The following is a 26208-nucleotide window of genomic DNA, read 5'->3' on the forward strand; positions in this document are numbered from 1 at the left end:
GGGGCGGGGCCGTCCTCGGCCGGGCCCTCAGCCGCCCGCGTCCTGCGTGACCTCCCCGCGGCGCCGCACCCGCGAGGCGAGCAGCGCTCCGATCAGCCCGGTCACCAGCCCCCAACCCACCGCCAACGGCACCGCCGGCCACAGGGCCGGGCGCAGCGTCAGGCTGCCGCTGCCCAGCGTCGCCAGCGGATTGCTGCCGCCGAGGACCGCGCCGAGCAGGTCCCCCAGACCGCCCTGACCGAGCCCGACACCCAGGACGGACAGCCCGTAGTCGGCGTCCATCCGGGTCCACAGGCCGACCAGCAGCACGGTGACGGCGGTGGCCAGGGCGAAGCGGACGGCGTGCTGCCCGAGCCGGACGCTGCGCGGGGAGCGGTGGGCGGCGAGGAAGGCGGCGGCGAGCAGCATCACGGCGGCCACCGGCAGCAGCCACCAGCTGCGCGGGTCGTGGTCGGCCAGGGTGCCGAGGTCGATGGTCGCCTCCTTGCCGCCGGGCGCGCGCAGCACCGCGCTCAGCGGCTCCGGGACGGGCAGGCCGAGCCCGCCGACCAGCCGGCCGTGCCACGCGGCGCCGAGGCCGATGCCGAAGGCCAGCCAGACCAGGTCGGGCAGGGCGAGCAGCAGCACGGCCATGGTCCGCCGGGGGTCGTCGTGCGTGATCGCGATGATGATCCCGGCGACCGCGCCGATCACCACGTACGCCAGCAACACCAGCCAGAGGGCGAACGCGGCCGGGCGGACGGCGAGTTGGTAGGCCAGTAGACCGCGCGGCAGCGGTGCCCGCCGGGACACCGCGAAGGCCGCCGCGAGCACCAGCAGCAGCCAGGCCAGCCCGATGCCGATCGTGGTGGGGCCGTCCGCGTGGAAGCCGACCTCGGGGGTGAGCCCGAGCGCACCGCCGATGGTCTGCACCAGGCTGCCGCCGAGCTGGATCACGAAGGTGTGCTTGGCGGTGACGGTGATCACCACCAGGGCGATCAGCCAGAGCACCACCGTGCGGGCGATCCGGCCGAGCAGTTCACCGCCGCCGGCGACCGCGCGGAAGCGCAGTTGGCGCAGGAACACCTCGGCCATCACCACCGCGCCGACCAGTGAGACGGACAGCGGCATCGCATCGACCCCGGCGTCCACGGCGGCGAAGTTTCCCGCCCCGCCGTCGAGTTGGACGGATCCGCCGACGGCCAGCGCCAGCGTCGCGGCGAGCACGGGCGGGAAGCCGCCCTCCGGAAGGTCGTCGGCGCCGGCCAGCCAGAGGCCGAGCGCGGCCACCGCCGCCATCGCGACGAGCCCGGCCAGCACGACCGCGAGTGCGTCCAGCCAGCCGCGGACGGCGCCGGGCGGGCCGGCGGCCCCGGTGGTGGGCTGCTGCATGCCGCCTCCCTCTGTTCGAACGGGGCTGATCCGGTCCCAGGGTGTGATCCGCTCCTGGGGCTTGATCCGTTCCCGGGGTGTGATCCGTTCCAGGGGTGTGATCCGTTCCAGGGTGACCGACCGCCGCCGGACACGCTCGGCGACGGCGGTGGCACCTGCTGTTGCGGCGAACGGGGCACCGGGGGAGAAATGGAAGCCAGTGGCAGGAGTTTTCCCGTGCCGGCCGTTCGCGCCGGCCGCCTGCGAAACGGAGCCTCGATGAGTTCCCAACCGCCTCCCTCCGGGCCGCCGAGCGAACCGCCGTACGGCCCGCCGTCCGGTCCCCCTTCCGGCCCGCTGGCCCGCCCGCCCGCCGGTGGCGGCGCCGCCGGACCGCCGTCCGTGCCACCACCGCCCTCGGGCCCGTCCGGGTCGTCCGCCGGTGGTGCGGGCGGTGGCCCGCACAGGCCGTGGTGGCGCTCCAGGAGGGGCCTGTCGGTCGCCGCGGCGGTGGTGGTGGCGGCCGTGGTGGCCACCGTGCTGGTCGTCAACAACCAGGGCGGCAAGCACGAGGCCATCCCGAGCGCCGATGAGGTCGCCCTGCAGGCCCCGGCCGATCCCGGGCCCGCCCCGTTCACCCCTTCGGTGGAAACCCAGGGCGTGAGCGCTCCCGCGCCCACCACAGCACCGCCCACCACAGCATCGGCCACCACAGCACCGGCCACCACGGCGCCGGCCACCACGTCCACCACCGCGCGGACCCAGCCGGGCGGTTCACCGAAGAGCGGCTCCCCGGCCGTCCTGCACAGCGTGCAGGGCAGCTCGGCCGGGCTGTACGGCGGGACGATGAGCAAGCCCAGCTGTGACACCGAACGGCTGATCGGCATGGTGGGCAGCGGCGACGCCGGTCGGGCCTGGGCCTCGGCGGCGGGCATCGACCAGTCCGCCGTCCCGTCCTACCTGCGCTCGCTGACCTCGGCGTACCTGCGGGTGGACACCCGGGTGACCAACCACAGCTACAAGAGCGGCGCCGTGGTGCAGTACCAGTCGGCGCTGCAGGCTGGCACCGCCGTCCTGGTGGACTCCCAGGGCGTGCCCCGGGTGCGCTGTGCCTGCGGCAACCCGTTGAAGCCGGCGACACTGGTGAGCAACGCCAAGTACACCGGGAAGGCGTGGACGGGCTTCCAGCCGACCACGCTGATCGTGGTGGCGCCGGCCCCGCAGCCGGTGACCGAGATCATCCTGGTGAACATCGAGACGGGCGGCTGGTTCTCCCGGCTGACCGGGCGGATCGACGTGGTGGACAAGCACGTCGATCAGCCCAGGGGCCCGCTGGCGCCGGGCATCCCGCCGCCCGTCCCGTGGAAGCCGACCACTCCGACGGCGACGGCGTCGACGTCGGCGAAGGGATCCACCTCCGCGTCCGGGTCCACGTCGGCGAAGGGGTCCACCTCCGCATCAGGGTCCACGTCGGCGTCGGGGTCCACGTCGGCGGCCTCCTCCGGCGCGACCTCCTCGGGTGCGACCTCCTCCGGCGCGACCTCCTCGGGTGCGACCTCCTCCGGCGCGACCTCCTCGGGTGCGACCTCCTCGGGTGCGACGACGTCCGGGTCCACGACTTCCGGCTCGACGACATCGGGCTCGACAACCTCCTCGGGCACGCCGTCCGGAACGACCGCCTCGTCGAGCACGTCCACGTCGACCGGATCCGCGTCCGCGTCCGGGTCCTCGGCGAGCACCACGACCACCCGAGCCCCGACGGCAACGGAGACCACGACCACCCGAGCCCCGACGGCAACGGAGACCATGACCGCCAGGAGCCCGACGGCCACGGAGACCACCGCTTCCCGACCTCCGACGGCCACGGAGACCACCGTTTCCCGGCCTCCGACGACCACCGAGACCACGACCACCGGGACGGGCACGACCACCGGGACGCGCACGACACCCTGACCGCATGAACTCCTCGCTGCCACCGGCCATCGCGAACGCCGGTGGCAGCGGCGCGTCTCAGGCGCCCGCCCCGGGCAGCAGCACCTCGGCCTCCGCCGGACCGAGCACCCGTCCGTCCGCCGCGCGCACCTCCACGGGCGCGACCGGCGCGCCCGACGCGCGGTCGACCAGTCGGGCCCGGGGCTCTCCCTCGGCGAAGAACCACTGGTCACCCCACTGCCGCAGGGCGGTGATCACCGGGAACAGGGCACGCCCCTGCTCGGTGAGCAGGTACCCCTGGTACGGACCGCCGTCGGCGGCCGGGGCGAGTTCGAACACGCCGTTGGCGACCAGGTCGGCCAGCCGGGCCGACAGGATGTCCTTGGCCAGCCCCAGGTTCTTCTGGAACTGTCCGAAGCGGCGCAGCCCGTCGAAGGCGTCACGGACGTGCCGGGTCAAGTCCGGGGATGCGCCCGGATATCCGCGCTTCCGCTCGTACAAGCGGTTCGACACTGTGGAGTTCCCGAAGGACGGCGACGGATGCCGCTGGGATTCTGCCGATGTCCCAGGTGCCCATGCGCGTTCCCCTCGTGTTCGTGTGCGATGAATGCTTGCACGCCCCACTGACACTGACCCGGCGTCAACTCCACGCATTAATCGGTGGCCAACGATGCGGCGGACCGGCAGAGTGCCGTCGTGATCAGCAGAGGACTGGACGAGGACGGGTACATCGCGCGGGAGGGTTCGCTGGACCGCGTCACGGCGGAGTTCGCGCCGGTGGTCGACGCCGCCCGGGAGCGGATCGCCGCCGCGTTCGGCCCCGCCCGGCTGCACGGCGCCTACCTGTACGGCAGCATCCCGCGGGGCACCGCGGTCCCCGGTGTCTCCGACCTCGACCTGCTGCTCGCCCTGCGCCGCCGGCCCACCCCGGACGACCGCGCCGAGGCCGACGTCCTGGAGGCCGCCCTCGATTCGGCCTTCCCCCAGGTCAACGGCGTCGGCGTGCTCCTGTTCGACACGGACACGCTGCTCAGCGAGTTGGAGCGGTACGACCTGGGATGGTTCGTCGCCTGCCTCTGCACCCCGTTGCTCGGCGAGGACCTCGCCGGGCGGCTCCCCCGCTACCGCCCGAGCCCCCTGCTCGCCCGCGAGACCAACGGCGACCTCGCGCTCGTCCTCCCCCGCTGGCGCGAACGACTCGCGGCCGCCGCCACCCCGGGCGTCGCCGCCCAGGACGCCGATCTCGCAGCGCTCAGCCGCACCGTCTCGCGCCGGATCGTCCGCACCGGCTTCACCCTGGTCATGCCCCGCTGGAACGGCTGGACCAGCGACCTCACCGTCTCCGCCGAGGCCTTCGCCGCCCACTACCCCGACCGCGCCGAGCAGATGCGCCTCGCCGCGGCCGTCGCCCGCACACCCACCACCGACCGCGCCGTCCTGACCGTGCTCATCGACGACCTGGCCCGCTGGCTCGCCGCCGAGTACTCCGCGGTCCACGGCGAGAAGGCACCGCGCCCATGACCGGCCACCCCCTCGTCCGCGAGGTCTTCCCCGATCTCGTCCACGAGCTGGTCGCGCTCCTGGAGCAGGAGGGTGAGCCCGAACTCGCCGTCCACGCCCGGGATCTGCGCCTGGTCGCGGACTGCGGCTGCGGCGACGACTTCTGCCAGAGCTTCCACACGGAGCCCCACCGGGCCGGACAGCCGTACGGCCCGGGCCATCGCTGCGTGCCGCTGCTACCCGCGAAGGGCACCCTCTTCCTGGACGTCGTCGACGGCCGGATCATGTACGTCGAGGTGCTCGGCCATGAGCCCCTGCGGGACCTGCGCGTCCACCAGCCCGAGCAGCCCGACCGACCCGGCCGGACCGACGAGCGCCCGGCCGGTGAACGCCCGTCACCCGGAATGACCGATCAGTCGACGCAGGGGATCCCGCCGGCCTTCACCGCCGGCCCCTGCATCGGCAACCCGGCGGCCGGGTCGGCCGAGCCGTCGGCCGGAGCCGAGGCACCCGCCGAGGGCGCGGTCGGGGTGGGGGTCGGGGTGCGGGTGGCGGCGAGGGTGACCAGGACGTGGCCCGCCGCGACCGCCGAGGACGGGACGGCGGTGACGCCGTAGCGGGCGGCGACCGCCTGGGCGTCGGCCTTGGCGCCGCTGCCGTACGTCACCGCGGTGGCCCGGGTCCGCGCCGGGGCCTCCCCGATCCTTCCCGCCTGGTAGCCGAGTTCGACCAGCGCCTTGGACTCGGTGGCGGCCGCGCCCGCACCGGCCGCCGCGTTGACGTCGACCACGGACTTGGGTGCGGCGCTCGGCGAGGGCGTGGGCGTGGCCGTCTCGCTCGGGGCATTGCCGGGCGCCGTGGCCGGGACGGCGGGCGCCTGTTCGTGGTTGAACAGCTGCCGGACGATCCTCTTGATCAGGTCCGGGTTGACGGTGTTGACCTCCTGCCCGCCGATGGTCTTGAACCCGGTGATCGGCAGGGTGTTGAACTCGACGTTGCCACCGGTGAGGTTGGGCGCCTGCTGGGCGAAGTCGAGGACGTTCCACTCGTTGTCGATCACGACGTCCTTCTTCACCACCTCGAACAGCTTCTGCATCTGCCCGAAGTCGTTGAGGATGCCCTGCTGCTTGAGCCGGTACTCGACCGAGGAGATGAACGCCTGCTGCCGGTGGGTGCGGTCGAGGTCGCCGTTGGTCAGGTGGTGGCGCTGGCGGACGAAGGACAGCGCCTGGGCGGCGTCGAGCGAGCTGATCCCGGCGGGCAGCTTGAGGCCGGTGCCGCCGCCCTCGTGGGTGGCGGTCCGGGCGATGATCGGATCGTCGACCGGGTGGTTGAGGCAGACCTGGATCGGTTCGACCGCCTTGGCGATGTCGTAGAAGCCGATCAGGTTGACCTCGGCGAAGTGGTCGATCGGGACGTCCAGGAAGCTCTGCACGGTCTGGATGGTGGCCGAGCGGCCCGCCTCCCGGCTCTGCCGTTCCAGCTCCGCCCTGGAGAGGGCCTTGCCGGCGAGCTTCGCCTCGGCGGCCTCCTTGGCGATGCCGTAGGCCTCCTTGATCTTGTGCATCCTGCCGTCGGCGCCGACGGTCTGCACGTAGTCGTCACGCGGGACGGACAGCGCGGTGACCTTGCCGCCGTTGGCCGGGATGTGCAGCACGATCAGGGCGTTGGTGTTGTAGCCGCCGATCTCACTGGAGCCGGCGTGCAGTTCGTCCTCGACGAACTGCTTGGGCAGGTCGTTGCCGTCCATGTCCTTGCGGCTGTCGAGGCCGATCAGCAGCAGGTTGACGGACTTGTCCAGATGCGGCGGGGCGTTCTTCTTGGCGTCGGCCAGCGCGGTGGACTTGAACACGCCGTCGTCCAGGCTGCGGTACTCGTACCAGGTGAAGCCGCTGGCGCCGAGCACGGCGACCGACACGGCACAGGCCAGGGTGCGGCCGGCGACGGTCAGCGGGGCCGGGCCACGGCCCGGAACCCGCCCGCGCGGGCGGTTGCTGAGCTCAGCCACGGCGCCCCCTTCCGCTCGGGGCACCCGCCCGGGCGGGCCTGCGGCGCTCGAGCACCGCCCGGACCACGATCACCAGCAGCACGACCGCCACCGCCTCCGCCATCACCGGGAACGCCCCGACCATCCAGCGCACCGCGCCGGTGCCCAGGCCCTTGCCCTGGTACTTGTCGGGATTGCACAGGTATTCGACCCCCGAGGCGGTCAGCAGCACCACCACCGGGGCGGCGGTCACCACCCACCAACGGCCGGCACGGCTGCACAGCAGGGCGGCGAGACCGGTGCCGAGCACCGCGCCGACCGCGAACAGGATGCCGGCCCCGGGGCCGCTCAGCTCGTCCGCGATCCCGCCGACCAGCGGCAGCCCGACCGCCGTGAGCGCGGCGAGCGGACCGCCACGCCGGCGGGCCTGCTGCCTGCGGCGCGAGGCCCCGCCGCGCTGGGCGCGGGCCTCCCGTGCCGGGTCGGCGTCGCCGCCGGCCGCGCGGGAGCGCTGGGCGGGCACGGCGGGGTCCTCGGTGCGAGGTCCCGCGTCCTGGTACGACGTTCTCGCCCGCTGGCCGGCCATGCGCACTTCCCTCGATCGTTTCGGCTGCGGCGGCGCGACCACGCCACCGCTCGTGCCGGGACGCCACCGGTCCCGTGGCAGTTCCCACCGTCTACAGGCCTGTAGAGGTTGATGTGGAGCATACAAACCCATATCAGCAAAGTCACCCGCCGCCGTTCCGCCGCGACCGAACGTTTCGGGGCTCTCGTTACGATGACCATGATCCCCGCCACAGGATGACCATGATCCCCGCCACGTCGGCACACCTACAGGAACGCATCAGAGGAGCAGAGCGTCACCATGTTTGAGAGTCTGAAGAACCTCGCGGACAAGGCCACCGACCTCGCCCGCGAGCACAGCGACGTGCTCGGGCAGGGCCTGGAGAAGGTCGGCGAGGTGATCGACGACCGCACGGACGGCAAGTACAGCGGGCAGATCGACACCGGTGTCGAGAAGGCGAAGGACTTCCTGCGCAACCTCGACGGCGAGCAGAAGACCGCCGAATAGGGTCGGACGGGCCTCCCACGAGGCACGGCCGACCGTACGGTGATCGAACTGGATGACGGGCGAACGGGGAGGGGCCGACAGCGGTGAGTGAGGAGCAGAAGGGGTCCCGCTGGGGGCGCTGGATCGTGATCGGTGTGCTGGCGGCGGCCGGGTGGGGCATCGTCCGCGGGGGCGGCCACGAGCCCGCCACCTCCTCGGCCGCGCCCTCCTCGTCCCCGTCCACCACCGCCGCGGCGCCCTCCGCCGCCTCCCCGGGCGCGTCGTCCGCACCGCCGTCGAAGCCCTCCGGCAGCTACGAACCGGCCGACTACGCGGCGCCCGTGCGCCAGTACGCCGGCGAGGCCGGGGTCAACCCCCAGCTGCTGATGGCGATCCTCTACAACGAGGCGTACAAACCCCACGACCCCGAGTTCGAACGGGCGTGGCAGCGCAACAAGCCGGACGCCGCCTTCGGCATCGCCAACATGCACCGGGCCGCCTTCGACGACACCAAGCCGGGCCGCCCGTTCGCCTCCCGCCGCTGGGAGGAGCTGCCGGACGACCGCAACCTGGCGATCCAGGCCGCCGCCTGGCACCTCCACGACCTCGCCGGCCAGCTCCCCGCCCGGGTCAGCGCCCCGCTGGACAAGGACGAGCTGCTCGCCCTCGGCTACAACGCCGGGGCGGGCAACATGCTCGCCTTCGCCCGGGGCGTCAAGATCGGTCCGCAGGCGCAGTCCTACCTGGACCGGCTGCACGACAACTGGGCGCGCTCCGGCGAGGCCGTGAGGTGACGACCGGTCCGGTCAGCTGACGCCGAGTTCGGCGGCCCACTTGGTGCGCCAGGCCAGCGCGTCGGCGACACCCTCGGCGAGGGTGCGTTGCGGTGCCCAGCCGAGCAGATCGCGGGCGGCGTCCACGGAGGCGTAGCAGCCGATCACGTCACCCGGGCGGGGCCCGGCCTCGCGGACGTCCAGCTCGGTGCCGACGGCCTGTTCGAAGGCGGCGACCAGCTCCCGGACGGTGGTGCCCTCGCCCGTTCCGACGTTGATCGCCCGGTAGCGGTCGGCGGCGTCGGGGGCGATCACCTCGTCGAACCGGAGCAGCGCCGCGACGTGCGCCTCCGCCAGGTCCTGCACGTGGATGTAGTCGCGGATGCCGGACCCGTCCCGGGTCGGCCAGTCGACACCGGTGACGGTGAACGGGGTGCCGTAGGTGTGCGCCTCGATCAGCTTGCCGAGGGCGTGGCTGGGGTTGAGGTTCTGCAGGCCGGTGCGCAGCTGGGAGTCGGCGCCGATCGGGTTGAAGTACCGCAGGGCGATGACCCGTTGCTGCTCGGCCCCCTCGCCCCGGGTCCAGTCCTGGAGCACCTGCTCCATCATCAGCTTGGTGCGCGCGTACGGGCTGTTCGCCTCGACCGCGGAGCTCTCGTCGACCTTGGCGTCCGGGGTCGGCGCGTAGATCGAGGCGGAGCTGCTGAACACCACCCGGGTGCAGCCGTGGCGCTGCAGGGCGTCGAGCAGTTCGACGGTCTTGGCGACGTTCTCCCGGTAGTAGAACAGCGGCTTGGCCACCGACTCCGGGACGATGATCCGGGCCGCGCAGTGCACGGTCGCGTCGATGTCCGGGTGCTCGGTGAAGATCCGCTCCAGCAGGGCGGCGTCGGCGATGTCGCCCTGGTAGAACACGCGGTTCCGCACGAACTCGGCGCGGCCCTTGGACAGGTCGTCCAGGACGACCGGGGTGATGCCCCGGTCGAGCAGGACGGAGGCCACCGTGCTGCCGATGAAGCCGGCACCGCCGGTGATCAGGACCTTCCTCATGCGCGGTTGCTCCCTTGCGATCGGCCGGGTGTCCGGTGACGCCCGGTGATCGTTGGGACGTACGCGGTACACGGCCGGTTCCCGTTCGGCGGTGCGGTGTTGATCACCGGGGCGCGGGCGCCGGTTCCCGGTCCGTCAGCGGCGGGCTCGGGCGCGGGCGCGCAGCCGGAAGCCGACGGCGACCAGGACGACGACCGCGGTGGCGGTGGCGGTGGCGGCCCAGGTGGTGGCGTCGTCGGTGGTCCCGTGGACGGGCGCGGCGGCGGTGGCCGTCATGGCCGCCGCTGGAGCGCCGGTCTCGGGTGCGGCGGGGGCGGCCGCCCCGGCGGCTGCGCCCATCGGCGCCGGGTCGCTGATCGCGGCCGCCTCGACGTCGAGTTCGCGCTCGCCGTGGCCGAGCGAGGGGAAGGCGCAGTCGACCACGACCTTCCAGTGCCCGGCGGGCAGCAGTTCCCGAGTGGTGTACGTCCCCGGCCGATCCGGCACGGCGACCAACCGCCAGGGGCCGATGGTCCGGCCGTCCGCGGCGGTCGCGGACAGCGTGCCCGCGAAGTCCTCGGTGACCGGGTCGTGGTCGTTCTCCCAGGTGGCGACGGCACTGATCCGGCCGTTCCGCTGCCCGGCCACCTCCAGGTGGACGGTGTCGCCGTGGGCGGCGGCGGGTGCGGCGGCGGGCAGGACGGCCGCGGCGGCGAGGGCGAGCGCGGCGAGCAGCGGGCGGGTGCGGATGACCATGACGGGCGTTCCTCGGGCGGAGACGGTGAGGGTGCGGGGAGCGGCGGCGCCGGGTGCGGCCGCCATCGGGTGATGGCGGCCGCACCCGTGGTGCGAGCGGTGGAGCGGGGTTTCCGGACCTACGAGGTCTTCACCAGCGACCAGTTCTGGTACGGCCGGCCGTTCGGCTGCTGGAGCTCCAGCAGCCAACCACCGTAGTACCAGCGGTCGCTGAGCCCGAGCACCAGGGTGGAGCCGTCCGCCGTGAGGGTGAACCCGCCGTCACCGGCTGCGAGTTGCCAGTTCTGCGCGCCGGCGTCCGAGCACGGCTGCTGCGCCACGTACTGTCCGGCGACCGGCGTGCCGCCGAGTTGCAGGCACTTGCCGGACCGCACCGACTTGATCCGCACCGCACCGTTCCCGGCGTCCTCGAAGGACCACTTCTGGTTGGCGTAGCCGGTGCGCTGGTAGCCGATCGCCACGGTGCCGTCGTTCATCGAGCTGCCCCACAGGTCGGCGGCCTGGCCGGTGAGGCCGTTGACCATCGTGTAGTGGGTGCCGGGCTGCGGGCGGCCGGCGTCGGCCAGGGTGTGGAAGCTCGCCTGGCGACCGGGCTTGCCGACCGTTCCGGCCGCGTCGCGGACGGCGACGGCCACCGTGTAGCCGGTGCCGGGGGCCAGCCGGACCACGCCGACCACGGTCGAGCGGACGGTGCCGATGGTCTGGCCGTTCAGCTGGACGTCGTAGCCGGCGGCGGACGGGACGGGGTTCCAGCTCAGCATGACCGAGTTCTGGGTGATCTGGCTGACCGTCACGTCAGGACCGGTGCTGCCCGTGGGCGGGGTCGCGGTCGGCGACGGGGACCCGGTCGGCGTGGCGGTGGGGCTGCCGGTGGGCGTCGGGGACGGCGAGGGCGTGCGGGTGGGCGTGCCGGTGGCCGTCGGGCTCGAGGTCGGGGTCGGGGTGGGCGTGGGGTTCGGGCCGGTGCCGTTGCCCGCGATGAGGAAGCGGTTGTTCGCGACGTTCCAGTGCGTGGCCAGGTAACTACCGGGCGCGGGGTTCGTGTTGTAGTAGTCGTCGTGGTTGCAGTCGAGCCGGTCGTCATGGGCGCGGTCCGGGCAGACGGTCCGCATCTGCGGATAGTAGGGGGCGTCCGAGTAGCACATGATGTCCCACTCGTCCGTGCAGTGGCCCGCCTTGCTGGAGTTCGGCGCGCTGTTGTTCACCGCGCCCAGGTTGTGGCCGAGTTCGTGGGCGGCGGTGGAGCCGCTCCAGCAGCCGGCGTCGGTGCGACCGTACGAGGGGCCGAAGTTGCTGAGGTTGTCCTGCCCGGCGCGCTCGTCGCCGGCGAAGGTGCCGATCCCGCAGTACACCTTGGCGTCGGTGAACATCATGTACTTGCGGTCCTTGCGGTTGAACCCCTGCGCGGCCAGGGCGCGGTTGCTCGCGTTGAAGTCCTGGATCTCGGCGTCCGAGATCTGCACGTTCAACACCGAGGCGGTGCAGTCCGGTTCGGTGACGAAGCGGACGTGCCGCACCCCGCCGGTCTCGGCGGCGCTGGCGTTGTAGATGACGTCGACGTCGGCGGCCCACTTCTTGAACGAGGACAGGTACTGGGCGTACCGGTCGTTGCCCGGGGTGTGCACGTACACCACCTGGACGCGGTTGCCGCTGCTGCCGTCGCCCTCGCAGACCAGGCCCGATCCGGCGGCCGGGGCCGCGGCGCCCTGCGGGTCGGCGGCGGTGCCGGAGGCGGCGGCGGGGGCGGAGGCGGCGGCGGAGCCACCGAGCAGCGCCTTCTGGGTGGCGTCGAGGACGGGCGCGCCGCCCTTCAACAGATCGGCGGCCGCGGGCGGTTGGGAGCCGGCCGCCGGGGTGAGCGCGGGCGCCTGGGCGGCCGGGGCCGCGACCGGCGGGACGTCCTTGCGCATGTCCACGTCCTTGGGCGGCGCGTCCGGGCCGTGGCTGCACTGGGTGCTGCCGGTGACCTCCAGCATGTTGCCGCAGCGGTCACTGGTCGGCAGGTTCAACCCGGCGTAGACCAGGCCGCGTTCGGGCTGGTCCTTGGGTATCGCCTTCGGCGGGGCGACCTTCTCGTCCCGCTTCGGGGCGGGCGCCTTGGTGGCGCCCTCGGCGGTGCCGGTCTCCCCCGGCCCACCGTCGTCCGCGACCGCGTCGACCGGCGCGTCCGCCGCCGTGACGGTGGCGCGCACCGCCCCCGGCTCCAGCACGGTGCGCAGGCCCAGTGTGCCCGCGACCAGTCCGGCCGCCACCGCCACGGCGACCAGGGCACTCCTGCGGGTGAGCCTGCGGCGCCTGCGCCGACGGAGCTCGCTGCTCCGGTGTCCCATCGCGTTCCTCTCCTCGTGTGACGGTCCGCGCCCGGTGATGCGGGGCTCGGACCTTCCGACACAAGGGAGAGCGAGGGGGACGGCCGGGAATAACAGAAACCTCTTGCGAAATTTCCAGACTCGTTCGAAACGGGCCGCGCGGAGACCGGCTTCGTGGAGACGGGCCGCGCAGGGACTGGCCTCGCGGGGACGAGCCGCGCGGGGACGGGCCGCGCGGAGAAGGGTTCAGCGGAGGCGCACGGGCACGAAGGTGCCGGGGAGCGCACTCGGGGGGTGCACGCTCCCCGGCATGGGGTGGTGGCGGCCACCCGGCCGGAGCCCCGGGGCCCGCGGCTCCGTCGGCCGTGACGAACGCCAGGCCTCTCGACAGGTCGTGACCAGTGCCCTGAACAGGGAAGTTTCCGCCCCGGACATGCCATCGCCGTCGGACACATGGCGACCCGTCATCTAGCGGAAGCGCTCAGGCCGCGACCTCGATCCGGGCCACCCCGCCGACCGCCGACCGGGCCGCGCGCCCGGTCGCACCGCAACCGCCGTGCAGCCGGGCCAGCCCGGCGGCGAGCACCGCGCGGTCCCCGGCCAGCCACAGTCGCAGCGCGGCGGACAGCGCGGCACTGGCCGGGCCGGTGGCCGGCCCACCGGTGCGCACCAGCCGCTCGCCCAGCAGCGGCAGCAGGTCCGCGACCGGGGCGGGCAGCCAGAGGGTCACCGCGCAGGGCGCAGGCCGGGCGAGGACCCGCAGCAGCGGCAGCACCGAACCGTCGTCGCTCAGCGCCGGGATGACCTCCAGCAGCCCGTCGACCGCGACCCCGGAGACGTCGCCGCCGTGACCGCGCGCCAGGTCCCGCAGCAGCGCCCGTTCGGCGGCGGCGATCCGGACGGTCAGCATGACCTCGCCATCGCAGTCCATGGTCCCGGCCCCCTTCCTTCTCCACCGACCATGCTGGGCCTCGCACGGCCGCGCGGGCGAGGGTCCAAAGACCCCGCGGTCCGGGTAGTGCACGAACCTCAGGGCATGGACATCCCCGCCGGCCAGGCCGATGCCATGGGCCGTACTGTCGGCCGGGGCGGCGGTGCACGGCGGGCGGACTCCGGGCGGATCAGCCATTGGAGTGATCCCTGCGCGTTCGACGCAACGCCCGTCCGACCGGCGCGTTTCCTATGGCGTGCGCCCTCTGCCCCGGGTGCACGCGGGAACCGCGCTCGCCGGTCCCCCGCCTCCCGGCCGGCCGGCCGGTGCCTTCCCCCGGTACCGCCCGCACCGGTCCTCCTGGTGAGAGGAAGTGTCATGGCCCTGCCGACCAATGCCCTGCTGGCAGAGACACGGAAACGGATCGTCCCCCCGAGAACCACGCCGCCCCCCGTCCCCACCGTCCGCGCCGCCGTCCCCCCGCTCGCCCCCGGCGCGCTGCCCGGCCTCGGCCACGCCGCCGCCCTGCTGCGCGACCCGCTCGGCTTCCTCGGCTCGCTGGCCCGCCTCGGCGGCGTGGTCCGCATCAGGCTCGGGCCGCGCACCGTCTGCGTGGTGACCGACGCCCGGCTGGTCCACACCCTGCTCGTCGCGCTCGCCCACGACTGTCCGCGCGGCGCCGTCCAGGACACCCTCAAGACGGCCTTCGGCGACGGCCTGCTGATGTCCGAGGGCCAGGCCCACCGCGACCGCCGCCGGATCATCCAGCCCGCCTTCGGCCCGGACCGGATGGCCGGGTACCTGGCCGTGATGCACCAGGTCACCGAGGAGCGGGCCGGGCGCTGGCGGTCCGGCCAAGTCCTCGACGTGGCCAAGGAGATGAATCACCTGGCGCTGGAGATCGTCACCCGCTCGCTGTTCGGCGCCCGGCTCAGCGAGGACGCCACCCTCGCCTTCCACCGGGCCCTGCCGGACCTGGTCAAGGGCCAGATCGTCCAGTCCCTCTACCCCCACCCGGCGTTCGCCCGGCTGCCGCTGCCCGTCAACCGGCGCTTCGACGCCGCCGTCCGGGTGCTCAACCAGGTGGTCGATCAGGCCGTCAACGGCCGTGCCGGCAAGGCCCGTTCGGCGCAGCGCGGGAACACCCTGCCGGCCCTGCTGCGGGCCGCCACCGATCCGGCCACCGGCCGTGCGCTCACCGAGGCCGACGTCCGCTCCGAGGCCATCACCATGTTCGGCGCCGGTACGGAGACCGTCTCCACCACCCTCACCTGGCTGTTGGACGAACTCCTGCGCCACCCCGAGGTGGAGGCCCGCGTCCTCGCCGAGCTGGACGAACACCTCCCTGCCGGTACCACTCCCACTCCCGAGGCACTCAGCCGGCTCACCTACACCCGCAGCGTCACCCAGGAGGTGGTGCGACTGCACGCGCCCAACGCCTTCCTGATGCGCACCGCCCAGGTGCCGGTGGACCTCGGCCCGTACCGGATCCCGGCCGGCACCGAACTGCTGTACAGCCTCACCGCACTGCACCGCGACCCGGTCCGCTACGACGAACCGCTGAGCTTCCGGCCCGAGCGCTGGCAGGACGGCGGCGGACTCGGACGGCCCTCCTTCCTGCCGTTCGGGGCGGGCAAGCACAAGTGCATCGGCGAAGCCTTCGCCTGGGCCGAGCTGACCGTCGCGGCCGCCGCGATCCTGCGCCGCTGGCGGCCGGTGACCGTGCCGGGGGCCCGGGCCCGCGAGGTGGTGTGGACGACCGTCCAGGCCCAGGGCCTGAAGGTCCGGCTGGCGCCTCGCACGCCGACCACCGTGGCGACGGACGAAGGCCCCGCGGCGACGGAGCCGGACCGGCCGCTCCCCGCCCGGTGCCCGTTCACCGGCACGGCAGCCACCCCCGTGCCGGCTCCACGGCCGCCCGCCGAACTGCGCGCCGCCGCCGACCGGCACGCCGACTGGGCGGTCCGCCACGGCCTGCTCGCCCCGGCCGAGCTGCCCGGCTACCAGGCCTACGGGCTGCACGAGCTGATCGGCCACGCCTTCCCGCGCGCCCGGGGCACCGAACTGGACCTGCTGGTCGACGTACTGGGCTGGTTCACCGTCCTGGACGACCGCTTCGACGGGCCGCCCGGGCGCCGTCCCGCGGAGGCCCACGCGCTGGTCGACCCGCTGATCTCCGCCCTCGACGGCGACGCGCGCCCGGACACCCCGGACGACCGGCTACTCACCGCCTGGCGGGAACTCTGGCACCGCCAGAGCGAGTCGACCTCCGCGGCCTGGCGCGCCAGGGCGGCCCGCGAGTGGCGAGCCTGCCTGGCCACCTTCCCCGCCGAGGCCGAGCACCGCGCCCGCGGCACCGTCCCCGCCCTCGGCCTCGGCCTCACGGACACCATGCGGCTGCGCCGCCACGGCAGCTGCCTCTACCCCTTCATGAACATACTGGAACGGGTCCACGGCGCCGACGCCCCCGCCGCCCTGCACGCGGAGCCCGCACTGCACCGCCTGCGGGCCAACACCGCCGACGCCGCGACGCTGATCAACGACCTCTACTCGCTGGAGCGGGAGGAACGGCAGAGCGCGGCCGCCTTCAACACCGTCCTGACCCTGCAGCGGGTCCGCGGCTGCACCCGCAGCCGGGCCGTCCGAGCGGTCCGCGCCCGGGTCGCCCGGCTGCGCCAGGAGAACGAGGAACTGCGCCGCGACCTGGGCCGCCGGCACCCGGCGGGGCGCTGGTACCTGGACGGCACCCGGGAACTGGTCGCCGGCGTCCAGGCCTGGACCAGCACCAGTGACCGCTACCTGGTACCGGGCGAGCGGGGGCGTTGATTCCCCCGGGGGCCGCGCTACTTGCGGCCGCCGAGCGCGAACAGCAACAGGACGAAGCCCGCGAACAGGTGGGTGGCGAAGATGTAGATCCCCGCGCGGACCAGCATCGCCTTGCGGCGGCGCTTCTCCTCGCTCGTACCGTCGCCCTTCACCGGGCTGTCGGCGCTGTCGCTCATGGTGCGGCTCTCCTCGGAGTCGGACGCGGGCGCGGGCCGGTGGGCACGGCCGCGAGCTTCGGACTGCGCCTTCCGGGCCGCAGGTCGCGGGCTTCGGGCTGCAGGCTGCGGACTGCTGGTTCCGGGCTCAGCGGGGAGACCGGCCGCCGGGAGCGCGCAGCTCGGTGAGCAGCGCGCCCTGGTCGGTGATCAACTCGGTGAGGATCCGGCGCGCCGCGCGCAGCAGCTCGGCGACGTCCGGGGTGCTGAGCGCGTACACCACCGTGTTGCCCTCGCGGGTGGCCGTGACCAGCTGGGTGCGGCGCAGCACCGCGAGCTGCTGGGAGAGGTTGGACGGCTCGACCTCGATCTCCGCCAGCAGCTCGCGCACCGGTCGGGGTCCGTCCTGGAGCAGCTCCAGGACCCGGATCCGGACCGGGTGGCCGAGAGTGCGGAAGAACTCCGCCTTGGCCTGGTACAGCGGGACCGGCATCGCCCGTTCCCTCCCTCGAATCCGGCTGGGTGGTCATAGGGCCGGGCGGGTTCACGCGCGGCCGACAGGCATCATCGCGACAGATGAAGATTTCTTCAAGTCGTCACAGCGGAAGGTGACAACTCCCACACGGGCGGCCACATCCCGTTCAGCAAGGTGTTCCACACATGACATCTCGTTCCCCGGTCAAAGGACGTCGCCTCCGCACCGCCACCGCGGCGCTGATCGCCGTCGCCGCCCTCCTGGGCGTCGCACCGGCACCCGAGCCCCTGCTCGGTTCCGAGATCCGCCGGATCCCGACCGAGGAGCGCGTCCATGGGCGGCACTTTGCCGGTCGGGACCGACACCGGGCCCGCGCCCGGCCTCCTGTGCCGATGACCTGCCCGGCGCCGCTCCGCCCGGCTTCCGGCGGGCCCGACGGGCAGGCGGTCCCCAGGGAGCCGGACGCCTCTCCTCGAGGCGACCTGGGCTGGTGCGGGACAGCTCGGCCCTGCCGCCCGGTCAGCCCAGGCCGTCCCGCAGGGCGTCCACCCGGGCCACGGCTTCGGCGAAGGCCTCGCGGTCGAGGCTGCCGGAGTCGAGGGCGGCCGCCAGGGCGGCGGTGGCGTCCTCGCCCTGCTGGGGGTCGCGGGCGGAGCAGAGGATGAGGTCCATGCCGGCTGCCGCGGCGGCGACGGCGCGGGGGCCGGCGGGGCCGTACGGGGTGAGGGCGTCGGCTTCGAGGGCGTCGGTGACGGTGACGCCCCGGAAGCCGAGGCGGTCGCGGAGCTCGCCCTGGATCACGGTGGGCGAGAATCCGGCCGGACGGTCGGGGTCGAGGGCCGGATAGACGGCCCAGGAGGCCATCACCAGGCGCACGCCCGCGGCGATGGCGGCGCGGTACGGGGCTTCGCCGCGGGTGCGCAGCTGGGCGAGCGGGACGGGGAGGGTGACGGGGCGGGCATCGGTGTTCTCGTCGCGGGCGGCTGAGCCGAGGCCGGGGAAGTGCTTGGCGGTGGCCGCCACGCCCTGGCTCTGCTGGGCGGCGAGGAACGCGCTGCCCAGTTCGCCCACCCGGGTGGGGTCCTGGCCGTAGGAGCGCTCGGAGTGGTCGATGAAGTTGTCCGGGGTGTCGTAGACGTCGAGCACCGGGGCGAGGTTGACGTTCAGCCCGGCGTCGGCGAGGGTCCCGGCGGCGCCGGTGCCGGAGTCCACGGCGGCGGCGAGCGGGTCCGGGGCCGTTCCGGTGCGCCGGGCGGAGAGTTCGGGTGCGCCGGGCAGCCGGCGGACCTTGCCGCCCTCCTGGTCGGTCATCAGCAGCAGCGGGCGCGGGTGCGGAGCCTCGGCGGCTGCCTGCTTCAACTTCCCGACTGCTTCGGCGAGTTGTTCAGGACTGGTGATGTTCTCACCGAACAGAATGACCCCGGCGGCCCGACCCTTCCGGATCGCGTCCAGCGTCTCGGGCGGCGGGGTCGGGCCCGGGTAGGAGAGCACGATCCGACGCCCCGCGAGCTGCCGGGAGTCCTGGTGCCGGACGGTCATCGCTGCGGTCCTCTCGGCGTGGGCGCCGATGCGGTGCGTCACCGATCCGGCGGGGGCAGGCCCGGCGGGGACCGGCCCCAGCGTGGCTCCCAGCACCAGCAGCACCGAGGTCAACCGGGCGACCTGCCGGAACGGGGCCATCACGCCTCCAGGGTCGGCAACGGCATACGGTCCGCCAGCGTACCCAGGGACCGGCCGTCCGGCAGCCCGGAAAACGCCGTGACCGCCCCATGCGCTCCTAGGTTGGGCGGATGTTCGAACGAGGAGGCGGTGAACGCGCTCGGCCCTTCCGGGTTCCGCGGCCGTGCCGTGGACAGCGGCTTCGGTTGCCTCTTCGACAGCACGGCCACGGCTTCGCCGGGCGCGCTGCTGGGCGAGGACGGCGAGGTGCTCAGGCGGGCCTTCGCGCGGGACCGGAGCGGGCCGAACCCGGTCGACCTCACCGAGCCGGGCTCCGGCGCGGGCCTGGTCGCGTTCCGCACCGGCTTCGGCGAGGGGCTCTACCCGACCTGGGTGGCCACGGCGCCGGCGGCCGGACGGTCGGCCTGGGCACCGAGTTCGTGATCGTCCCGGCGGCGGGCCGTGACTACGGCGAGGACGGCTGACGCCCCACGCGCCGCACCAACTCCCCCAGGACGGCCACCCCTTCGGTGATCCCGCCCGGTGAGCCGGCCGCGTAGCCGAGGACCAGACCGGGCGGGCACCGGAGCCGGGCGTGCCAGGACAAGGGCTGGACCTTGACCCCGCGGGCGAGGGCCAGAGTGGCCAACTCGGTGTCACTGCAAGCGAGTTCCTCCGGCAGGGTGAGCATCAGGTGCAGTCCGGCGGCCGCGCCGTGCACCGTGGCGGTGGGCAGGTGGGTGCGGATGGCGGCGATCATCGCGTCCCGGCGGCGGCGGTGGCGGCGGCGCAACAGCCGTAGGTGGCGCTCGAGTTCGCCGGACTCCATCAGTCGGGCGAGCACCAGTTGGGGCAGCACCGGGTTGCCGAGATCGGCGAAGCGCTTGGCGTCGAGCACGGCCCCGCGCAGTCGCGGGGGCACCAGCAGCCAGCCGGTGCGCAGGGCGGGGGCGAGCAGTTTGGAGATGCTGCCCGCGTAACAGACCCGGTCGGGCAGTTCGGCCCGCAGGGCGGGGAGGGGCGGGCGGTCGTAGCGGTGTTCGGCGTCGTAGTCGTCCTCGATGACCAGCCCTCCTTCGCCTGCCCAGCGCAGCAGTTCGCGGCGCCGCTCACCGCCGAGGACGACGCCGGTCGGGTACTGGTGGGCGGGGGTGAGCAGGACGGCGGGGGCACCGGTGGCGCGCAGCGCGTCGACCCGGATGCCCTCGGAGTCGACCGGGACGGGCGGGGTGGCGGCGAGCCAGTGGGCGAGGTGCTGGCGGGCGCCGAGCGAGCCCGGGTCCTCGACGGCGACCTCGGTGATGCCCGCCCGTCCGAGGGAGCGGCCGAGCAGGGCGAGCGCCTGGGCCGTCCCGGCGACGACCAGCACCTCCTCGGGATCGGCCCGGATGCCCCGGTTGCGGGCCAGCCAGTGGGCGACGGCCTGCCGTAGGGCGGGGGTGCCGCGGACGTCGCCGTAGCCGAGGTCATGGGCGACCAGGCCGTCGAGGACTGCCCGTTCGGCCCGCAGCCAGGCGGCGCGAGGGAAGGCGGCGAGGTCGGGCACGCCGGGGGTGAGGTCGATCCGGGCGGGGGTGCCGCGCAGGTGGTCGAACACGTCGGGGTCGGGGTCGTCCCGGAACAGCGCGGGCGCCGGGCGACCCGGCGGGGCGTTCCCCGGGGCCTCGCACGGTACGGCGGGTGTCAGGGCGACCACGACGGTGCCGCCCCTGCCCCGCCCGGCGAGCTGGCCCGACTCGGCGAGCCGCCGGTAGGCGTCGGTCACCACCCCTCGGGAGACGCCGAGTTCGGCCGCCAGTACCCGGCTGGCGGGCAGTCGGCTGCCCGCCGGGAGACGGCCGTCGGCGACGGCCTCGCGCAGCCGGCGGGCCAGCCAGTCGGTGAGGCCGCCGGGCGGGGCCTCGGCGGCGTCGAGCTGGAGGAAGTCCGCCCCGGTCTCCCCGGGCCTGCCCGGTTCCCCGGACCTCCCGGCCTCTTTGGACCTGTCGACCTCAGTGCCTTTGGACCTGTTCACCGGTCCATAGTGGCGCGAGGGTTGAGCCATGACCACCGAGACCAAACCCGCCCCTGCCTCCCACGTCCCCGCCCCCTACGTCCACGGCTACTCCGACGCCGAGGCGCAGCGCCTCGGCGACCAGGCCGACACCCTCGCCGAGCTGCTGCACGCGGGCACGCTCTACCCGGCGGGCAGCCGGGTGCTGGAGGCGGGCTGCGGGGTCGGGGCACAGACGGCGCACCTGCTGGCCGCCAGCCCCGGCGTGCTGCTGACGGCGGCGGACGTCTCCGCCGAGTCGCTGGCGCAGGCCCGGGCCCGGATCGCCGCCGCGGCACCGACCGCCCAGGTCGTCTGGCACCACGGCGACCTGCACCAACTGCCCTTCCCGGACGGCGCGTTCGACCACGTCTTCCTGTGCTTCGTGCTGGAGCACCTGCCCGACCCGACGGCCGGCCTGGCCGCGTTGCGGCGGGTGCTGCGGCCGGGCGGGACGATCACGGTGATCGAGGGCGACCACGGCTCGGCCTTCTTCCACCCGGAGACCCCGGCCGCCCGCCGCACCATCGACCACCTGGTGCGGCTCCAGGCCGGGGCGGGCGGCGACGCCCTGCTGGGCCGTCGGCTGTACCCGCTGCTGACGGCGGCCGGCTTCGCGGACGTGGCTGTCCGTCCCCGTACGGTCTACGCCGACGGAGGCCGCCCGGCGCTGGTGGACGGCTTCACCCGGCGGACCTTCGTCGCGATGGTGGAGGCCGTCCGGGCGGAGGCCCTGGCCGCCGGTCTGACCACCGCCGAGGCCTTCGACCAGGGCATCGCCGAACTGCGCCGGGCGGCCGAGCCGGGCGGGACGTTCCACTACACCTTCTTCAAGGCGGTGGCGGTCAACCCGTAGTCGGCAGGATCCAGCGGCGAGGTCGGACCGCCCTACGGCAGGCCGAGTTCCGCCTTCCGGTCCATGATCACGTCCATGTAGACCCGGATGCTGGGCAGCCGCTCCGGTGACGCGTCGCGGATGGCCTTGATCGCGTGGACGTGGCGCCCCGCGGTGAGGTGTTCGTCCACCGCGCGCCGGGCCTCGGCGGGCAGTGCGGACCAGATCGGATCGTCCATGGCCGCCATCCAAGAGGACGGCGGCCGGGCCCGGCAAACGATTAATCAGCGGTCAGCCGGAGACCTCCCCGAGGTTCGCGAGCAGGGCGCGCATCCCCTGGACGAGCGCGGTCCGCTGCGCCTCGTCGAGGCCGGCCAGCATGCGGTGCTCGTTGGCGACGTGGTCGGGCAGCGCGCGGTCGATCAGGGCGTGGCCCTCGGGGGTGAGCTCGACGTAGCAGCTGCGGCGGTCCTGGTCGCTGCGGATGCGGGTGACCAGGCCGCGGGCCTCCAGTCGGTCCAGGCGCTGGGTGATCGCGCCGGAGGTGACCATGGCGGACTCCATCAGGCCGGTGGGGGTGAGGCGGTACGGCGGTCCGCTGCGCTTGAGGGTGGCCAGGACGTCGAAGGAGGGGGCATCCAGGCCGTGCTCGGCGAAGGTGCGGTTGAGCTCGGCGTCCACCAGGCGGTAGAGGCGTTTGAGCCGGCCGAACACCTCCATCGGGGAGACGTCCAGGTCAGGGCGCTCGGCGCCCCATTGCGCGACGACACGGTCGAGATGATCTGCCACGGGTTCAGGGTAGGCGACGCCGGGACGATTCCTTAGCGGTGAGGTAACTGTGAGCCACGTCACCGGTGGAATTCACTGAAAGATACCTTAGCGCTGAGATACATTGGCTTAGTGCTAAGCAATCGCCTCGCCGTCGTGCTGGTGACGGCCCTCGCCCCCGCCGTCTGGGGGACGACCTACGCCGTCACCACCGAGATGCTCCCGCCCGACCGTCCGCTCCTCGCCGCCGTCATCCGCTGCCTGCCCGCCGGACTGCTGCTGATCGCCCTCACCCGCACCCTGCCGAAGGGCAGCTGGTGGTGGCGCGCGCTCGTCCTCGGCGCGCTCAACATCGGCGGCTTCCAGGCCCTGCTGTTCATCGCCGCCTACCGCCTGCCCGGCGGGATCGCGGCCACCGTCGGCGCCGTCCAGCCGCTGATCACCGCCGCCCTCTCGGCCGCCCTGCTCGGTGACCGGCTCACCCTGCGCACCGTGCTGTCCGGCATCGCGGGCGTGGCGGGCGTCAGCCTGCTGGTGCTGCGCGCCAACGCCCGGCTGGACGCGATCGGGCTGGCCGCCGCGCTCGGCGGCGCGGTGGTGATGGCCTTCGGGGTGGTGCTCTCCAAGCGCTGGGTCTCCCCCGCGCCACTGCTCGCCACCACCGGCTGGCAGCTCACCGCCGGCGGTCTGCTGCTGGTGCCGGTCACCCTGCTGAGCGAGGGCGCCCCGCCCACCCACTACACCGTCGACAACGTGCTCGGCTACGCCTACCTCTGCCTGATCGGCGCGGCCCTCACTTACGCGATCTGGTTCCGCGGACTGCGCGCGCTGCCGCCGACCTCGCTCTCCTTCCTCTCCCTGCTCAGCCCGGTGGTGGCCACGCTGGTCGGCTGGCTGACGCTCGGACAGGACCTCAGTCCGCTGCAGGCGCTGGGCGCGGTGGTCGTGCTCGGTTCGCTGATCGTCGCCCAGACCCAGCGGGCCCGGCCCCTTACCACGGCCGCGGCGCCCGCCGGCCCCGCTCCGGCGGGCACGGCACCCGCGGACCCGGCACCCGGCGTCCGGCCGAGCGCGCTGCACGAGAACGCCTGACCCCACACCAACCGCTCCACCGCAGTCCCGCTCCAAGAAACCAAGGAGAAACCTTCATGCGTATCACCGTGTTCGGCGCCACTGGCAACGTCGGCCGGCGGGTCGTGACCGAGGCGCTCGCCCGCGGCCACGAGGTCACCGCCGTCGTCCGCGACCCGGCCAAGCCGCACGGCCTGCCCGCCACCGTCACCCTCGCCGTAGGCGACGCGAGCAACCCCGAGGACGTCGCCCGGATCTCCGCCGGGCAGGACGTGGTGATCACCGCCACCCGTCCGGCGCCCGGCAGCGAGCACGAACTGGCCGCCGCCACCCGGGGCCTGCTGACCGGCCTGGCCGGTACGGGCGTGCGCCTGCTCGCGGTCGGCGGCGCAGGCAGCCTGACCGTGCCCGGCACCGACGGCACGATCCTGGTGGAGTCCCCCGGCTTCCCCGACGAGATCCGGCCGATCGCGCTGGCCTGCGGCGAGCAGCTGGAGCTCTACCGCGCCGACGAGAAGGTCGACTGGACGTACCTGAGCCCGGCCGCCCTGCTCGAGCCCGGGGAGCGCACCGGCCGCTTCCGGCTCGGCCGGGACGAGCTGCTGGTCGACGCCGAGGGCAACTCGGCGATCTCGATGGAGGACCTCGCCGTCGTGCTGCTCGACGAGGCCGAGCAGCCCGTCCACCGGCGCACCCGCTTCACCGCGGGCTACTGACCGGTCCTGACGGCACCTGACAGCCGTGGTGCTGGATGCCCCCCGGAGGTGTATCCAGCACCACCCCGGAGACGGTGTCCAGCATCATCGCGCGTCAGGTGTCGCGTCGGACACGATCGTTCCCGTGAACACCACCGCATCCCGCACCCGCCGCGCGGCCGCCGTCCTCGCCACCGCGGTCCTCGCCGGCCTCGCCCTGCCCGCCACGGCGAACGCCGACTCCGGCCGCAACCCGGGCGACGCCGGGCGCGTACCCGCCCGCTACGCCGGCCAGAAGCTCGACTGGCAGCCCTGCGCGGGGCAGCCGGCGCTCGACTGCGCCACCATGGCCGTCCCGCGCGACTGGCACCACCCCGACGCCGGGCCGGACCTGTCCATCGCCGTCTCCCGGCACCGCACCGCCGACCGGGCGCACCGGCGAGGGACGCTGATGGAGGCCGCGGGCGGTCCGGGCGGACAGGGCCTGCTGCGGCCGATGGAGCTCGTCCAGGGCGCCCCCCAGGTGGCCGCCGGGTACGACATCGTCAGCTTCGACCAGCGCGGCGTCGGGCGCAGCACCCACGCCCAGTGCCAGACCCCGGAGGAGTTCCAGGAGTTCCTGGCCGGGGACTGGCGCGACCAGTCCCCCGAGGCGATCGACCGGACCGTCGCCAACTCCCGCAAGCTGGTGTCCGGTTGCGTGGAGCACAGCGGCGATCTGCTGCCCTACCTGACCACCGAGCAGACCGTCCGGGACATGGACCTGTTCCGCTCGCTGCTCGGCGAGGAGAAGATCAGCTACTACGGCGCCTCCTACGCCACCATGATCGGCGCCTACTACGGCACGCTCTTCCCGCACCGGGTCGAGCGGATGGTGCTGGACAGCAACATCGGCTTCGAGGGCACCTGGGAGCAGTTCGAGCTGGGCCAGCCGATGAGCTTCCAGCGCCGGTTCGAGCAGGACTTCCTGCCCTGGATGGCCGCCCGGGACGCCACCTACCACTGGGGCACGACGCCGGAGGAGGTCAAGGCGCGCTGGGAGCAGCGGCGCGCCGCGCTGCACGGCCAGCCCATCACCGACGGCTCGTTGACGCTCGGCCCGAACCAGCTGGACAACGGCACCATCAGCGCGATCTACAGCGAGAAGGCCTTTCCGTTCCTGGCCCGCGCGCTGACCGCGCTGGACGACTGGCAGGGCGCCGATCCGGCCGCCAAGCAGACCGCCCGCCAGCTGTTCGGCCAGTACCTCAGCCCGGAGTTCCTCGCCGAGTACTTCTCGGTGACGTGCGGGGACACCAAGTGGACCAAGGACATGGACACCTGGATCGAGCGCGGCGCGGAGAACACCGCCCGCTACCCACTGCTCGGTGCCCGCACCCTCGCCTTCAGCTCGGTCTGCGCGGCCTGGCCGACGGACCCGGCGCCGAAGGTCAAGGTCACCGGCGCGCACCTGCCACCGGTGCTGATGCTCAACTCGCTGCACGACCCGGCCACGTACTACGAGGCCGCGCTCGGTGCGCACCGCGCGCTGCGCGGCTCGAGGCTGGTCACCGTCACCAGCAACGGCAACCACGGCCAGTACCCGGGCTCCGACCCGTGCGTCACCGACACCGTCGAGCGCTACCTGCTGGACGGGCAGGTGCCCGAGCACGACCTCACCTGCCCGGCCGCACCGGCCGGTTGAGCCACCGGCCCGTCAACCGCGGCCCTTCAACCGCAGCTCGTCAACCGCGCAGAAGTGACCGGAACCTGGTGCGCAGCCAGGCGGCGCCGACGGCCAGTCCGGCGAAGCCGCCCACGGCCAGCTTGATCCCGGCCTTGGCCACGATCCAGCCGACCCCGGGGACGGCCCAGCCCAGCCAGTGGAACACGGCCAGCAGCGCCGCGCAGCCGCAGAGGGCGGCCAGCACGGTGGCACCGACGGCGGCGGCCCGGGACAGCTCGCGCGGGCCGCCATCGCCCCTGTTCTCGTCGCCGGCGACCGAAGTGGCGGCCTCTGCGGCCTGGTTGGGTGCGCCGTCCGCCGCGCCGCCGGTCATCTCGTTCGTACCCCCATCACCCATGGGGTGATGAT

General features: G+C 73.8%; 25 protein-coding genes and 2 pseudogenes. 11 read left to right on the forward strand and 16 right to left on the reverse strand.

The window, feature by feature from the left end; translation table 11 throughout:
- Positions 1-27: 27 nt before the first annotated feature.
- On the reverse strand, positions 28-1371 hold the full coding sequence (locus ACWCYO_RS25895) for a streptophobe family protein (RefSeq protein WP_449785532.1): 1344 nt from the start codon (positions 1369-1371) through the stop codon (positions 28-30).
- 825 nt (positions 1372-2196) lie between these two features.
- On the opposite strand from ACWCYO_RS25895, the pseudogene ACWCYO_RS25900 reads away from it, so the two are divergent.
- Positions 2197-2577, forward strand: a pseudogene (locus ACWCYO_RS25900) (DUF6777 domain-containing protein); the annotation flags it as partial.
- Positions 2578-2666: 89 nt separating this feature from the next.
- On the opposite strand, the gene ACWCYO_RS25905 reads toward ACWCYO_RS25900, so the two are convergent.
- Together ACWCYO_RS25905 and ACWCYO_RS25910 are read right to left on the reverse strand one after the other, a co-directional pair.
- A complete protein-coding gene (locus ACWCYO_RS25905) occupies positions 2667-3293 on the reverse strand; it encodes a hypothetical protein (RefSeq protein WP_449785553.1) in 627 nt (208 codons plus the stop codon).
- 67 nt (positions 3294-3360) lie between these two features.
- Positions 3361-3741 carry a winged helix-turn-helix transcriptional regulator gene (locus ACWCYO_RS25910; protein ID WP_449785533.1) on the reverse strand — a complete coding sequence of 127 codons (381 nt, stop codon included), beginning with the start codon at positions 3739-3741 and terminating at the stop codon, positions 3361-3363.
- Here ACWCYO_RS25910 and ACWCYO_RS25915 point away from each other — a divergent pair.
- Together ACWCYO_RS25915 and ACWCYO_RS25920 are read left to right on the forward strand one after the other, a co-directional pair.
- A pseudogene (locus ACWCYO_RS25915) lies at positions 3734-3838 on the forward strand (RNA-guided endonuclease TnpB family protein); the annotation flags it as partial. The gene ACWCYO_RS25910 and the pseudogene ACWCYO_RS25915 sit on opposite strands and share 8 nt — an antisense overlap.
- Positions 3839-3978: 140 nt before the next feature.
- Positions 3979-4803: a nucleotidyltransferase gene (locus tag ACWCYO_RS25920; RefSeq protein WP_270149891.1), complete on the forward strand. Its 825-nt coding sequence runs from the start codon at positions 3979-3981 to the stop codon at positions 4801-4803.
- A gap of 391 nt (positions 4804-5194) precedes the next feature.
- Here the strand turns inward: ACWCYO_RS25920 and ACWCYO_RS25925 are convergent, their stop codons facing one another.
- Positions 5195-6790: an LCP family protein gene (locus ACWCYO_RS25925; protein ID WP_449785534.1), complete on the reverse strand. Its 1596-nt coding sequence runs from the start codon at positions 6788-6790 to the stop codon at positions 5195-5197.
- On the reverse strand, positions 6783-7355 hold the full coding sequence (locus ACWCYO_RS25930) for a DUF6542 domain-containing protein (protein ID WP_270149887.1): 573 nt from the start codon (positions 7353-7355) through the stop codon (positions 6783-6785). The genes ACWCYO_RS25925 and ACWCYO_RS25930 overlap by 8 nt, the downstream gene beginning before the upstream one ends.
- Positions 7356-7634: 279 nt before the next feature.
- On the opposite strand from ACWCYO_RS25930, the gene ACWCYO_RS25935 reads away from it, so the two are divergent.
- Complete coding sequence (locus ACWCYO_RS25935) at positions 7635-7841, forward strand: antitoxin (RefSeq protein WP_270149886.1); 207 nt, start codon at positions 7635-7637, stop codon at positions 7839-7841.
- Positions 7842-7924: 83 nt separating this feature from the next.
- On the forward strand, positions 7925-8614 hold the full coding sequence (locus ACWCYO_RS25940) for a lytic transglycosylase domain-containing protein (RefSeq protein WP_449785535.1): 690 nt from the start codon (positions 7925-7927) through the stop codon (positions 8612-8614).
- Positions 8615-8626: 12 nt separating this feature from the next.
- Here the strand turns inward: ACWCYO_RS25940 and galE are convergent, their stop codons facing one another.
- From galE to ACWCYO_RS25960, 4 genes are all read right to left on the reverse strand, one after another.
- Positions 8627-9643 carry a UDP-glucose 4-epimerase GalE gene (gene galE, locus ACWCYO_RS25945; RefSeq protein ID WP_270149884.1) on the reverse strand — a complete coding sequence of 339 codons (1017 nt, stop codon included), beginning with the start codon at positions 9641-9643 and terminating at the stop codon, positions 8627-8629.
- Positions 9644-9778: 135 nt separating this feature from the next.
- A complete protein-coding gene (locus tag ACWCYO_RS25950) occupies positions 9779-10444 on the reverse strand; it encodes a hypothetical protein (protein WP_449785536.1) in 666 nt (221 codons plus the stop codon).
- A gap of 53 nt (positions 10445-10497) precedes the next feature.
- On the reverse strand, positions 10498-12708 hold the full coding sequence (locus ACWCYO_RS25955) for an RICIN domain-containing protein (RefSeq protein WP_449785537.1): 2211 nt from the start codon (positions 12706-12708) through the stop codon (positions 10498-10500).
- Between the two features lie 460 nt (positions 12709-13168).
- The gene (locus ACWCYO_RS25960; protein WP_449785538.1) at positions 13169-13618 is read right to left on the reverse strand and encodes a hypothetical protein; all 450 of its coding nucleotides are present in this window, start codon (positions 13616-13618) and stop codon (positions 13169-13171) included.
- A gap of 378 nt (positions 13619-13996) precedes the next feature.
- Here ACWCYO_RS25960 and ACWCYO_RS25965 point away from each other — a divergent pair, with 378 nt between their 5' ends.
- Positions 13997-16444 (forward strand): cytochrome P450, encoded by a 2448-nt coding sequence (locus ACWCYO_RS25965; RefSeq protein ID WP_449785539.1) that lies wholly within the window; start codon positions 13997-13999, stop codon positions 16442-16444.
- A gap of 17 nt (positions 16445-16461) precedes the next feature.
- Here the strand turns inward: ACWCYO_RS25965 and ACWCYO_RS25970 are convergent, their stop codons facing one another.
- The 3 genes from ACWCYO_RS25970 to ACWCYO_RS25980 all read right to left on the reverse strand — a co-directional run bounded on the left by ACWCYO_RS25970 (position 16462) and on the right by ACWCYO_RS25980 (position 18754).
- Positions 16462-16620, reverse strand: coding sequence for a DUF6126 family protein (locus ACWCYO_RS25970; RefSeq protein WP_270149878.1), 159 nt, complete (start codon positions 16618-16620; stop codon positions 16462-16464).
- A 127-nt stretch (positions 16621-16747) separates the two neighbouring features.
- A complete protein-coding gene (locus tag ACWCYO_RS25975; protein WP_270149876.1) occupies positions 16748-17092 on the reverse strand; it encodes an ArsR/SmtB family transcription factor in 345 nt (114 codons plus the stop codon).
- 501 nt (positions 17093-17593) lie between these two features.
- A complete protein-coding gene (locus ACWCYO_RS25980; protein ID WP_449785552.1) occupies positions 17594-18754 on the reverse strand; it encodes a glycoside hydrolase family 3 N-terminal domain-containing protein in 1161 nt (386 codons plus the stop codon).
- Between the two features lie 78 nt (positions 18755-18832).
- Here ACWCYO_RS25980 and ACWCYO_RS25985 point away from each other — a divergent pair, with 78 nt between their 5' ends.
- Positions 18833-19177 (forward strand): DUF4241 domain-containing protein, encoded by a 345-nt coding sequence (locus ACWCYO_RS25985; RefSeq protein WP_449785540.1) that lies wholly within the window; start codon positions 18833-18835, stop codon positions 19175-19177.
- 22 nt (positions 19178-19199) lie between these two features.
- Here ACWCYO_RS25985 and pdxR read toward each other — a convergent pair whose 3' ends face one another.
- The gene (gene pdxR / locus ACWCYO_RS25990; RefSeq protein ID WP_449785541.1) at positions 19200-20747 is read right to left on the reverse strand and encodes a MocR-like pyridoxine biosynthesis transcription factor PdxR; all 1548 of its coding nucleotides are present in this window, start codon (positions 20745-20747) and stop codon (positions 19200-19202) included.
- A gap of 28 nt (positions 20748-20775) precedes the next feature.
- On the opposite strand from pdxR, the gene ACWCYO_RS25995 reads away from it, so the two are divergent.
- Complete coding sequence (locus tag ACWCYO_RS25995; protein ID WP_449785542.1) at positions 20776-21621, forward strand: methyltransferase domain-containing protein; 846 nt, start codon at positions 20776-20778, stop codon at positions 21619-21621.
- A gap of 32 nt (positions 21622-21653) precedes the next feature.
- On the opposite strand, the gene ACWCYO_RS26000 is transcribed toward ACWCYO_RS25995, so the two are convergent.
- Complete coding sequence (locus tag ACWCYO_RS26000; RefSeq protein WP_270149872.1) at positions 21654-21839, reverse strand: hypothetical protein; 186 nt, start codon at positions 21837-21839, stop codon at positions 21654-21656.
- A gap of 52 nt (positions 21840-21891) precedes the next feature.
- Entirely contained in the window at positions 21892-22389 is a 498-nt protein-coding gene (locus ACWCYO_RS26005; RefSeq protein WP_270149870.1) for a MarR family winged helix-turn-helix transcriptional regulator, read from the reverse strand.
- Between the two features lie 111 nt (positions 22390-22500).
- On the opposite strand from ACWCYO_RS26005, the gene ACWCYO_RS26010 reads away from it, so the two are divergent.
- From ACWCYO_RS26010 to ACWCYO_RS26020, 3 genes are all read left to right on the forward strand, one after another.
- Positions 22501-23460, forward strand: coding sequence for an EamA family transporter (locus tag ACWCYO_RS26010; RefSeq protein ID WP_449785543.1), 960 nt, complete (start codon positions 22501-22503; stop codon positions 23458-23460).
- Between the two features lie 56 nt (positions 23461-23516).
- Positions 23517-24155 (forward strand): NAD(P)-dependent oxidoreductase, encoded by a 639-nt coding sequence (locus ACWCYO_RS26015; protein WP_270149867.1) that lies wholly within the window; start codon positions 23517-23519, stop codon positions 24153-24155.
- A 124-nt stretch (positions 24156-24279) separates the two neighbouring features.
- A complete protein-coding gene (locus ACWCYO_RS26020; protein ID WP_449785544.1) occupies positions 24280-25818 on the forward strand; it encodes an alpha/beta hydrolase in 1539 nt (512 codons plus the stop codon).
- Between the two features lie 40 nt (positions 25819-25858).
- Here ACWCYO_RS26020 and ACWCYO_RS26025 read toward each other — a convergent pair whose 3' ends face one another.
- Positions 25859-26197 (reverse strand): hypothetical protein, encoded by a 339-nt coding sequence (locus tag ACWCYO_RS26025; protein ID WP_270149864.1) that lies wholly within the window; start codon positions 26195-26197, stop codon positions 25859-25861.
- Positions 26198-26208: the final 11 nt, after the last annotated feature.

The sequence above is a fragment of the Kitasatospora sp. NPDC001683 genome, assembly GCF_053596495.1.